7 protein-coding genes are annotated in these 11,667 nt (G+C 73.7%); 4 read left to right on the top strand and 3 right to left on the bottom strand.

Annotated features, from left to right (window positions below; all coding sequences use genetic code 11):
* Nucleotides 1-13 precede the first annotated feature (13 nt).
* The 3 genes from ACT26F_RS03685 to ACT26F_RS03675 form a co-directional block, all read right to left on the bottom strand.
* The gene (locus ACT26F_RS03685; RefSeq protein ID WP_471669137.1) at nucleotides 14-589 is read right to left on the bottom strand and encodes a hypothetical protein; all 576 of its coding nucleotides are present in this window, start codon (nucleotides 587-589) and stop codon (nucleotides 14-16) included.
* 73 nt (nucleotides 590-662) lie between these two features.
* Nucleotides 663-2,315, bottom strand: coding sequence for a nuclease-related domain-containing DEAD/DEAH box helicase (locus tag ACT26F_RS03680; protein ID WP_471669136.1), 1,653 nt, complete (start codon nucleotides 2,313-2,315; stop codon nucleotides 663-665).
* Entirely contained in the window at nucleotides 2,315-2,767 is a 453-nt protein-coding gene (locus ACT26F_RS03675; RefSeq protein ID WP_471669135.1) for a helix-turn-helix domain-containing protein, read from the bottom strand. Before ACT26F_RS03675 ends, ACT26F_RS03680 begins: the two co-directional genes overlap by 1 nt.
* Before the next feature lie 90 nt (nucleotides 2,768-2,857).
* Between ACT26F_RS03675 and ACT26F_RS03670 the strand changes: the two genes are divergently transcribed.
* Genes ACT26F_RS03670 through recD form a run of 4 tightly spaced genes read left to right on the top strand, consistent with a single transcriptional unit; the run spans nucleotide 2,858 to nucleotide 11,655 of the window.
* Nucleotides 2,858-3,331 (top strand): hypothetical protein, encoded by a 474-nt coding sequence (locus ACT26F_RS03670; protein WP_471669134.1) that lies wholly within the window; start codon nucleotides 2,858-2,860, stop codon nucleotides 3,329-3,331.
* Nucleotides 3,332-3,338: 7 nt separating this feature from the next.
* Nucleotides 3,339-6,632: an exodeoxyribonuclease V subunit gamma gene (gene recC, locus ACT26F_RS03665; protein ID WP_471669133.1), complete on the top strand. Its 3,294-nt coding sequence runs from the start codon at nucleotides 3,339-3,341 to the stop codon at nucleotides 6,630-6,632.
* Nucleotides 6,629-9,955 (top strand): UvrD-helicase domain-containing protein, encoded by a 3,327-nt coding sequence (locus ACT26F_RS03660; RefSeq protein ID WP_471669132.1) that lies wholly within the window; start codon nucleotides 6,629-6,631, stop codon nucleotides 9,953-9,955. Before recC ends, ACT26F_RS03660 begins: the two co-directional genes overlap by 4 nt.
* Nucleotides 9,952-11,655 (top strand): exodeoxyribonuclease V subunit alpha, encoded by a 1,704-nt coding sequence (recD, locus tag ACT26F_RS03655; RefSeq protein ID WP_471669131.1) that lies wholly within the window; start codon nucleotides 9,952-9,954, stop codon nucleotides 11,653-11,655. Before ACT26F_RS03660 ends, recD begins: the two co-directional genes overlap by 4 nt.
* Nucleotides 11,656-11,667 lie beyond the last annotated feature (12 nt).

Genomic DNA, 11,667 nt, shown 5'->3' with positions numbered 1-11,667 from the left:
GTGCTGCCCGGCGTCAGGTCCGTTCGAGCCGACGGGACAGGTCGCGGTGCAGCGCCTCGACCTGTCGCTCGTCGAGCGGGCCCTTGCCACGCAGACGCTTGAGGGTGCTCCGGACGGACAGGACGCGGACTCCCGCGACCTCGAGCGGCCGCATCGGCAGCTCACCGTCGACGAAGCAGTAACTGGTGTGGACCGGCACGTCCGGGAGGGGGCCGGTGGAGACGGCGGCCTGGAGGGCCTCCGCGTGGTCCTGCATCTGGTCGGCGATCCGGGTGTGCCGGACACCGTCGATGACGAACGTGCTGCCGTCGCGGCACGTCCGGACCTTCTTGCCCGGGTAGGAGCGCGGCTCGATCAGGTGCACGCCCGACGACGTGATCGCGATGACGGGCAGGTCGCCGCTCTGGCCGGGGATCCGGCGGTGGAACAGGAACAGCACGTGGTCGCCGAACGCGTCGATGAGCAACTGCGCGAGCGTGTCGGTCGCGTCGGCGCGATCGGGGGCGGCCGCGGACTCGCCACCACCCTGGACGACGGTCAACCGGGGACGCGACAGCGGGTCGATGCTGCGGACGGTCGGGCGGCTCATGCACATGAGACGGGGACCGCCCCATATCATGACGCGGGTTTTGCTGCCGAGTTGGCAGCGACGCCCAACGGCATCAACGGCCGCGCAGGCGAGCGAGCACGTCAGGTCCGGCGACATCGAGCACGTGCTGCGGATCTCCGCACACGACGAGCAGGTCACGGGCGCGCGAGAGACCGACGTAGAGCCGCTCGCGGGCCCGTTCGCGCCCGGACCTCTCGTTGATCGCCAGGACGACGGCGGGGCGCTCGAGACCCTTGAACCCGAGCACGTGCCCGTAGAACACCTGGTCGTCGTCCCAGAACGAGTCCCAGTAGGCGTCCTGGCCACGCCGCTGGCGCTCGGCCTGCTCCGGGTGGCGGTGTCCCGTGGCCAGCAGGGCGAGATCGGACGGTTCCCAGCCGGAGTCGATGAGCAGCTCCACCTGGTCGTCGGCGACGTCGAGCGCCTGCTCCGGTGAGCACTCGACGAACCGGACCGGCGGGCCGTCGTGGTCACTGGCCCGGAGCGGGTTCGGCGCGAACGGCACGAACGCCTCGGAGATCTGCCGGGTGTTGCGCAGGTTCTGCTCGAGCACGAGCGGCACGAGCCCCGCGGGGGCGTTGCCGAACCGCGAGAAGATCCGTTGACCCTCGTCGCTGAAGACGTAGATGCCGCCATCCTCGTACTTCAGGGACTCGCGCACGACGGGCCACCAGGCGTCGGCGAAGTCCTGGGCCTCGTCGACGACGATCGCGTCGAACAGCTCCGCCATGGGCAGGTCGCGGGCGATCTGCACCATCTGCGCGGGCAGCCGGTTCTCCCAGAAGTCGGAGTCGTCGTCCGTGCCCTCCTCGGCTCCCCACGCCGTGCCGAGCCCGTGGAACGTGCCGACGTACGCCGGCCGCTCCTGCGCGGGCAGGGTGTCGATGCGCCGCTGGAGCCACGCCGCGAGCCCACGGGAGTAGCACACGAGCGCCACGCGTCGGCCCTGTCGGGCGAGTCGCCGCGCCTGCTCGACCGCGAGCCAGGTCTTGCCGCTGCCGGCACCGCCACGAATCTCGACCCGGTCCAGAAGGCGGATCGCGTCGAGGATGACGGCCTGCTCCTCGCTGAGTCGTTCGACCAGCTCGTCCCGCTCGGCGACGGCGTCGCCGACGAGGTCGAGCGTCCCGCGCTGCGGCAGGAACCGGCCCGACAGGGCGTCGAGGATCGCGGTGGCGTCGGCGACCGTGGTCGCCCTGGCGGTCGTGTCCAGGACGTCGACCATCGTGCGGACCTTCGAGCCGATGTCGGCCAGGTCGGACCGGTCGACGACCATCTGTCGCGTCAGGTCCGGTGCCGAGAGGGCCAGGTCGAGGTCCATGTGCGGCAGCACGATGCCGTGCGCCCACCGCACCGCGCCGTGGCCGAGCCAGTGGTCCGAGGCCTCGACCCAGTCCTTGAGGACGTGCTTGTTGCCGAGGGCCTGCCCGACCGGGTCGATGGGCCGCGGCCCCGCGTTCGCGGACTGCCACCACTGGCCGCGCTCGAACCAGACCTTGCCGCCCTTCACCTCGAGCACGACGACACCATGACCGTCCAGCACGACCGCGAGGTCGAGTTCGTGGTCGCGCTGTCGCGTCGTGAACCGCTGGTTGGCGATCAGCAGGTCGCGCGGACCGAGCTGGTCGCGCAACGCCTTCCAGACCGCCTCCTCGGACGCGGTGACGAAATGCGGGTTGGGGGGCCAGAGCAGGTCAGTGGCCATCAGTGGTTGCCCTCCTGGGTCGGGGTCGTCACGAGTCGGCGCAGCACCTCGCGCTGCACGTCGGCCATCAGGTCGATGCGGTCCCCCGGACCGACCTGCTCGACGAGTTCGGTGATGCGGCGGACGAGGTCATCGTGCACGACGTCCCACACCGCGGGCGCCCGGGTCGTGGAGGTCTGCCCGGCGATCACCCGTGCCGACTGGCGTGCACTGCGCCGGACGTCCTGCGGATCGGACTCGTCGGCCGGAATCGTCGCCTCGAACTCGAGCGGCTCGATCGAGAGTGCCCTGGCCAGGTCGGCAGCGGCCTTGCGCGACGGCTTCCGCAGGCCCGTCTCGAGTTGGGACACGTAGGGATATGACAGTCCGGCCGCGGTCGCCAGGTCGGCGCGGGTCATTCCCGCGCGCTCACGCAACGCGCGCAGCGTGTTCGCGAAGGTCGCGGTGGCCATGGGCCCTCCCGGGTGGTCGAAGATGCTCCGAGCATTTCTGTCTGCCCTCAGCATTATGCTCACCGCAGATTCTATGCAGAAGGAGGCAGCATGGAGGTCACGACACGCCCGGACCGTGCGGGGTACCGCTGGATGTCCCTGCCGGAGCATGCCCTCGTGCTCGTGGAACTGAGGTCGGACGCGGCCGTCCGGGCGGTCACGCTGACAGCGATGTGCTCCGGTGCGACGCGGCGGGTGCGCGCGCCGGGCGAGCTGGTCCAGCGGCGGTCCGGGGGTGTCGAGGTCGAGCTCGGCTCCCTCGAGGCCGGGGCGCGTCGACTCGTCCTGCTGGAGTACTCCCCCGCGCAGGCGGTGGCCCCGGGCCCGCGGTCGATCGGCTCGATCCGCGTCGACTGGAGGGACGACGACGGCGACCATCGTCTGGGCCGGATGCTGTCGGTCCTCGTGCAGCCGGTCGGCTCGGCCCGGCTGCCCCGCGACGCGGAGTGCGAGGCGATCCTCGCCGAGCGGCGTCGGACGTTCGGCGCGGGTCGCGCGGGCTGTCGGACCGGCACGGCAGACTGAGCCCGACATGACCTTCCACCTGCATCGCGCCGAGCGCACCGACGTGCTGGCCGACGGCCTGGCCGACCTGCTCACCACCGGCTCCGGCGACCCGTTCGACATGGAGCTGGTCGTCGTCGCGGCCCTGGGCACCGAGCGCTGGCTCTCGCAGCGCCTCAGCCATCGGCTCGGCGCCGCGGCCGGCTCCGCCGACGGCGTGTGCGCCGGGATCAGGTTCGTCCGCCCGCGCTCGATCGTGGCCGAGCTGATCGGTATCGACGACGACGACCCGTGGCGCCCCGAGGCACTCGTGTGGCCGGTCCTGGAGGTGCTCGAGTCGTCGCTGACCGAGCCCTGGCTCGCCACCGTGGCCCGGCACCTCGGCGGGCAGCACACGGGCGACGAACGCGAGCTGCGTCGCGACCGACGGCTCGGCGTGGCCCGACACCTCGCCGGACTCCTCCACGACTACGCCCGCCAGCGCCCCGCGATGACCGCGGCCTGGACGGCCGGCCGCGACGAGGACGGCACCGGCCGCGCGCTGCCGCCGGACGTGCGCTGGCAGGCCGAGCTCTGGCGGCGGGTCCGACCCGGCGTCGGCGGTCCGTCGCCCGACGAGCGGATCGCCACCACCACCACAGCTCTTCAGGCCGATCCCGATGCGTTCGCGCTGCCGCCGCGGCTCAGCCTGTTCGGGCACAACCGGCTGCCCTGGGGCGAGCTACAGGTGTTGACGGCCGTGGCCGGCCACCGTGACGTCCACCTCTGGCTGCCGCACCCTTCGCCCGTCTCGTGGCAGCGGCTCCGTGACGCCGACGCCACGGGTGTCCTCGCCCGGGACGACGACCACGCGGCCGCCCTGGTCGCGAACCCACTGCTGGCCGCGCTCGGTCGCGACGTCCGCGAACTGCAGCGCTCGCTGTCGGCCGCCGCGCCCGACGCGGTCGACCACGTGGCCGCCTCGGTGCCTCGACCCGACACGCTGCTGGGCCGGCTGCAGGCCGATCTCGTCGCCGACCGCCCGGCAGGGCCCGCCGTCGCGCCCGTTCCGGGCGACCGCAGCATCCAGGTGCACGCCTGCCACGGCCGCTCGCGTCAGGTCGACGTGCTGCGCGACGTCGTCGTCGGCCTGCTGCAGGACGACCCCACGCTCGAGCCGCGCGACATCCTCGTGATGGTCCCCGACATCGAGTCGTACGCACCCCTGTTCCAGGCGTCCTTCGGCCTGGCCGACGTCCTCGACGGGCCCCACCACCCCGGCCACCTGCTGCCGGTGATGCTCGCCGACCGAGCCGCCTCGCGCACCAACCCGCTGCTCGCCCTCGCGGTCGAGCTCCTCGACCTGGCCCACCGCGGCCGGTTGACGAACGCCGAGGTCCTCGACGTCCTGTCGACCGGGCCCGTGCGGCACCGGTTCGGCCTCGACGACGACGACGTCGAGCGGATCACCGGCTGGGTCGAGGCCGCGGGCATCCGCTGGGGCCTCGACGCCGACCATCGGCGCCGGTTCGGCCTTCCCCTGGAGCAGAACACGTGGCGCGCCGGGATCGACCGGATCGTGGCCGGCGTCGTCGCCAGCGAGGACCCCACCCGGCCGGTGGAGGACGTGCTGCCGCTCGATGACGTCCCCAGCGGCGACGTCGACCTCGTCGGCCGGCTCGCGACGTTCGTCGAGCGGCTCGAGGCCGCGGTCGACGCGTTCGGCGGCGAGCACACCATGACGGGCTGGGCGCGCGCGCTCGACCGCGCCCTCACCGATCTGGCCGACGTCTCCAGTCTGGACGCGTGGCAGCGTCAGCAGGTCGACCGTGAGCTCGAGCTGCTCGGCGACGACGTCACGGCGCTGCGCCCCGGCGAGGTGCTGGCGATGCTGCGCGAGCGCTGGGCCGGACGGCCGTCGAAGGCCAGCTTCCGCACCGGGAGCCTCACCGTCTGCACGATGGTGCCGATGCGATCGGTGCCCCACCGGGTCGTGTGCCTCGTCGGTCTCGATGACGGCGCGTTCCCCCGCACGGCCCACGTCGACGGCGACGACGTGCTCGCCCGGCACCCGCTCACGGGAGAGCGCGACGGACGGGCCGAGGATCGTCAGCTGCTGCTGGACGCCGTCATGTCGGCCTCCGAGACGCTCGTCGTCACGTACACCGGCGCCGACGAGCACCGCGGGCAGGCCCGCCCTCCGGCCGTCCCGCTCGGCGAGCTGCTCGACCAGGTCCGTCGGACGGCCGGCTCGCACCCGGTGGAGACGGCCCACCCGCTGCAACCGTTCGACCCGCGCAACCTGCGTCCCGGCGCGCTCGTCGCGGACGGGCGACCTTTCAGCTTCGACCCCGCCGCGCTCGCGGGCGCCCGCGCCAGCGTCCGGCCGCGGCTGCGCGCCGAGCCGTTCCTGCCCGCGCCGCTGCCCGATCCCGAGCGCTCCGACCTCACCCTGTTCGAGTTGGAGCAGTTCGTGCAGAACCCGGTGCGGGCGTTCTGGCGGCAACGACTCGGCGTCACGCTGCGCGGCGACGAGGACCTGCTCGACGAGGACCTGCCGATCACGCTCGACGGCCTGGCCCGGTGGGCGATCGGCCAGCGCCTGCTCGACGACGCCGTGCGCGGCGTCGGCGCCGAGGACGCATGGGCGGCCGTCCGGCGCGCCGGGATGCTTCCGCCCGGGGAGCTCGGTTCGGTCGTGATCGGCGACGTGGGCACGCGTGTCGCGACCCTCGTCGAGCGCACCACCGAGCTGCGCGCCGGCGACGCGGAGTCGATCGACGTCGACGTCGCGCTGCCCGACGGGCGCCGGCTCACCGGCACGGTCGAGGGCGTCCACGGCGACCGGATCGTCACGGTCACCTACTCCACCGTGCGGGCCAAGCACCGACTGCGTGACTGGGTGCGGCTGCTCGCCCTCGCGGCGCATCGGCCGGACGTCGCGTGGACGTCGCACACCGCGGGCAAGATCGGATCGGGGACAGCCCGACTCGTGACCGGTCCGCTCACGGATCCGGAGTCGGCCGCCGGGCTGCTGGCCGATCTCGTCGAGCTGCGCGACGCCGGTCTGACCCGGCCGTTGCCACTCCCGGTCGAGCTCGCGTACGCGTTCGCCACGAGCCTGCGGTCGCGCGGCCCGCTCGACGCCGGCCGCCGCGCGGTCCGCGAGTGGACCCGCGACGGCGGCGACCGTGGGCCCGCACCCGAGCGCGACGCCGACGAGATCGTCCGCACGTGGGGGCCGAACACGCCCTATGACGTCCTGCGCGAGGCAGGCTTCGAGTCGCTCGCGATGCGCCTGTGGGACGGCGCCCTCGACTTCCAGCGGGAGGCCACGCTGTGACCGCCACCACCTCGGACGGAAACGGCATGCAGCCGTTCGACATCACCGATCCACTGCCGACGGGCACGACCCTGCTCGAGGCCAGCGCCGGCACGGGCAAGACGTGGACGATCGGTGCGCTCGTCACCCGCTACGTCGCCGAGGGCGTCGTCACGCTGCCCGAGCTGCTCGTCATCACGTTCGGTCGCGCGGCCAGCCAGGAGATGCGTGAACGGGTTCGCGACCAGCTCGTCGCCGCGGAGGCGGCGCTCGCCGAGCCGCAGGCCCATCGCGACGGCGACGACGACCTGTTGGCCCTGCTCACGACGGGCGACGCGGGAGTCCTCGCGGAACGACGTGCCCGCGTGCGCGCGGCGATCGCCGACTTCGACGGCGCCACGATCGCCACGACGCACCAGTTCTGCCAGACCGTGCTGCGCAGCCTCGGCACCGCCGGCGACTCCGACGGCTCCGCCGAGCTCGTCGAGGATGTCACCGAGCTGGTCGACCAGATCGTCGACGACCTCTACGTCGCCAAGTACGCCCGCGAGAGCGACCCGGTCCTGCGCCACGACGAGGCCCGCCAGTTGGCTCTCGCCGTCATCGCCGACCCGCACGCCGAGCTCGTACCGACCGACGCCGATCCCGGCTCCGTGCACGCCGTGCGGGTCCGGTTCGCCCAAGTGGTCCGCCAGCGGCTCGACCGACGCAAGCGTGAGCTGGGCCTGCTCGACTACGACGATCTGCTCCGTCGCCTCGAGTCCGTGCTCGCCCCCGAGGACTCCCCTGCCCGCACCCTCATGAGGTCACGGTGGAAGGTCGTCCTCGTCGACGAGTTCCAGGACACCGACCCCGTCCAGTGGAACGTGCTCGACCGCGCGTTCCGGGGACACGCGACCCTCGTGCTGATCGGCGACCCGAAACAGGCGATCTACGCGTTCCGCGGCGGCGACGTCTTCACGTACCTGCGCGCCGCGGCGACCGCCACCGACCGTCGCACGCTCGCCGTCAACCGGCGCAGCGACGCCCCGCTCGTCGACGCGCTCGGCGCCACCTTCGCCGAGGCCGAGCTCGGCGACCCGGCGATCGCGGTCCGTCCCGTCACGGCCCACCATCGCGACAGCCGGCTGGCCGACGTGCCGCACCCGGCACCGTTCCGGCTGCGCGTCCTCACGCGCGCCGACGGACCCGATCCCCAGCGCGACCTGCCGGTGGCCGCGACCCGCGCCCGGATCGCCGCCGACCTCGCCGTCGACGTGGCCGAGCTGCTCGCGTCCGGAGCGACCTACGATCCCGGCTCCGGCCCGCGCGCGATCGCCGCCGGCGACCTCGCGGTACTGGTCGCCACCGGCAAGGAGGCCGACCTCGTCCAACGGACGTTCGCCGCGCACGGCATCCCCGCCGTCCTCGGCGGCGGTAGCAACGTGCTGCGCAGCGGCGCGGCCGACGACTGGCTCGCCCTGATCGAGGCGATGGAGTCCCCCCAGCGCACGGGCCTGGTCCGCGCGGTCGCCCTGACGGACTTCTTCGGCTTCGACGCCACGGCGCTCGGCACCCGCAGCGACGACCTCACCGACGAGGTCGCCACCCGGGTGCGCGACCTCGCCGACCTCGTCGCGGTGGGTGGTGTGGCGGCGGTCGTCGAGGCGGTCACCGACGACGCCTTCACGGCCCGCGTGCTGGGTCGCGCCGACGGCAATCGCCGGATGACCGACCTGCGCCACGTCGCCCACCTCCTGCACGAGGTCGCCCTGCGCGAACGGCTCGGCCTGCCCGGACTGCTGCAGTGGTTGCGTCACCAGCGCAGCGAGAGCGGCGAGTCCGCCGAGCTGACCCGTCGGCTCGACAGCGATGCCAAGGCCGTGCAGGTGCTCACGATCCACACGAGCAAGGGCCTGGAGTTCCCGGTCGTCTACCTGCCGTTCCTGTTCAACCGGTGGAAGCCCGACCGCGAGGACCGGCCACGCTTCCACGACGACGAGGGCGAGCGCCAGCTGGACGTCGGCGGTCCCGGGCACGACGGCTTCCCCGATCACGCACGTCGCGCCCGGGCCGAGGACGCCGGCGAGGTTCTGCGGCTGGCCTACGTCGCCATGACGCGGGCCAAGTCCCAGCTCGTCGCGTGGTGGGGTCCGACCCGCGACGCGCGCAACTCCGGGCTGCACAGGCTGCTGTTCCGACCCGACCCCACGACGTCCGACGTGCCCGAGCGGGCCCCCGTGCCACGCGACGACGACGCCCTCGCGGTGCTGTCGGCGTGGCAGGCCCGCGGCGGCCCGACGATCGAGCGCCTCGTCGAGCGCACGGCGGTCCCCCCGACGCCGACGGCCGACGACGTCGACCTGGCCGTGCGACGCTTCGACCGCGCCCTGGACTCGCAGTGGCGCCGCACCTCCTACACCGGGCTGACCCGCACCGACGAGCACCGTCCGCACGTCGCCAGTGAGGCCGTCGCGGCCGGCACGACCGACGAGGACGAGGTCGCCGCGGTGCCCGCGACCGGCGTCGTGCCCGGCTCCGACGTGCCATCGCCGATGGCCGACCTGCCCGGCGGCACGGCGTTCGGCAGCCTCGTCCACGGCGTCCTCGAGGAGGTCGACGTGACTGCCGACGACCTCCATGCCGAGCTGGTCGAGCAGGTCCGCCGACAGCTCGACCGCTGGCCCGTCGAGGTCGAGCCCGAGGCGGCGGCGACGGCCCTCGCCGCCGTCGTGACCACTCCCCTCGGCCCGCTCGCGGACGACATCGACCTGCGCACGGCCCTGCGTGACCGCCAGCTCAAGGAGCTGGAGTTCGAGATCCCGCTCGGCGGCGGTGACCGGCCGGGTCCCCACGTGACCCGCCTGGGCCAGCTGGCCGACCTGCTGGAGGAGCACCTTCCGGCCGACGACCCGATCCGCCCGTTCGCCGCGCGGCTACGATCCCCCGCGCTGGCCGCGCAGCCTCTGCGCGGCTATCTGTCCGGATCGATCGACCTCGTGCTGCGCCTGTCCGACGGCCGGTGCCTCGTCGTCGACCACAAGACCAACTGGCTCGGCCCGTACGACACGGCGCTGACCCTGGCCGGGTACCACCCCCGGGGCCTGGCCGACGCGATGAACTCGGGCACGTATCCCCTGCAGGCGCTGCTCTACAACGTCGTGCTGCACCGCTTCCTGCGCTGGCGCGTGCCGGGTTACCGGCCGGAGACCCATCTGGGCGGCGTGCTCTACCTGTACGTGCGCGGGATGGCCGGTCCCGACGCGCCACGGGCCGACGGCGTCCCGTTCGGGGTGTTCTCGTGGCACCCGCCGGCCGCGCTCGTGGTCGCGCTGTCCGACCTGCTCGACGGGAGTCCGCGATGACCACACCGACCACGGGCCTGCCGACGATCGCCGACTTCGTTGCGGCCGAGGTGCTGACCCCCGGCGACGCGCTCATCGCGACCCGGCTGGGCGGGCTCACCGGCGAGTCCGGCTCGCTGGCGCTGCTCGCGCTGGCGTTCGCGGTCCGGGCGGTCCGGCTCGGGTCGACGTGCTTCGACCCGCAGGACGACCCGGGCGTCGACGGCTCGGCCTGGCCCCCGACCGAGCAGTGGCTCGACGCCGTGCGGTCGAGCCGGCTCGGCCGGGTCCTGGTCGCCGAGCACGGCCTGCTCTACCTCGACCGATACCGCGAGCTCGAGGTGGCCCTGTGCGACGACCTCAGCGCGCGCGCCGCCGTCCCTCCCCCGCCCCTGGACGAGGAGCTGCTCACGGCCGACCTCGACCGGCTCTTCCCGGGCGAGGCGCACGACGACCAGCGTGCCGCTGCCGAGCGCGCCGCCCGGGTCGGCACGATCGTGCTCACCGGCGGTCCGGGCACCGGCAAGACCACGACCGTCGCGGGTGTCCTGGCCATCCTCGAGGCGCAGTCGCGCGCGACCCGTGGCCGGTCGCTGCGGGTCGCGCTCACGGCCCCGACGGGCAAGGCGGCCGCCCGCATGCGCGAGGCCGTCGCCGCCACCGCCGGCCGGCTCGCGCTGACCGAGCACGAGCGCGCGTGGCTCACGACGCTGCCCTCGTCGACCCTGCACCGGCTGCTCGGCTGGCGTCCCGACAACCACACGCGGTTCCGCCACGACCGCACCCGCCGGCTGCCGCACGACGTCGTGGTGGTCGACGAGACCTCGATGGCGTCACTGGAGATCGTCGCCCGGCTCGTCGAGGCACTGCGACCCGACACGCGGTTGATCCTGGTCGGCGACGCCGACCAGCTGGCCTCGGTCGAGGCCGGTGCCGTGCTGCACGACGTCGTCGCCGGCTGGTCGGGCGAGCACGTGGTCCGGCTGACCCGAAGCCACCGCTTCGGCGCCGGCATCGGTCGACTCGCCGCAGCGGTCCGCGATGGCCAGGCAGACGCCGCAATCGACCTGCTGACCGCCGGCGACCCGGCGATCCGCCTCGTCGATCCGGCCGAGGCACCGGCGCTGCTGGAGTCCGAGCTGCTGCCGCTGGCCCGCGACCTCGTGGACGCGGGTCGCGCCGGTGACGCCGCGACCGCCCTGCGACTGCTGTCGGACCGACGCCTGCTGTGCGCGCACCGGGCCGGGCCGACGGGCGCGTCGACGTGGAACGACCGGGTCACCAGCTGGCTGCGAGACGACGTCGGATACGGCACGTGGTATCCGGGTCGACCGGTCCTGGTCACCCGCAACGACGCCACGCTGGGCGTCTTCAACGGCGACGCGGGCGTGACGCTGGCCGCCGCAGAGCGGCTCAGCGTCGCGATCGACGGCGAGCACGTGCGCGAGTTCTCGCCCTCGCGGCTGCCGGACGTCCAGACCGCCTACGCCATGACGATCCACCGCAGCCAGGGCAGCGAGTTCGCGCACGTCACGGTGCTGCTGCCCGACCGTGAGTCGCGGGCGATGACGCGCGAGCTGCTGTACACGGCCGTGACCCGCGCCGTCGACACCGTGACGGTCGTGGGCACGGCCGACGACATCCGGGCCGCGATCGGACGCCGGGTCGCCCGCTCCAGCGGCATCGCCGAACGACTCACCGCCGGGGCCGGCCCCGGCTGAGCCATCCCGCTG

It is taken from the genome of Aeromicrobium sp. SP1 (assembly GCF_055663785.1).
The sequence above is the reverse complement of the archived record's forward strand: the minus strand, read 5'-3'. Positions and strand labels throughout refer to the sequence as shown.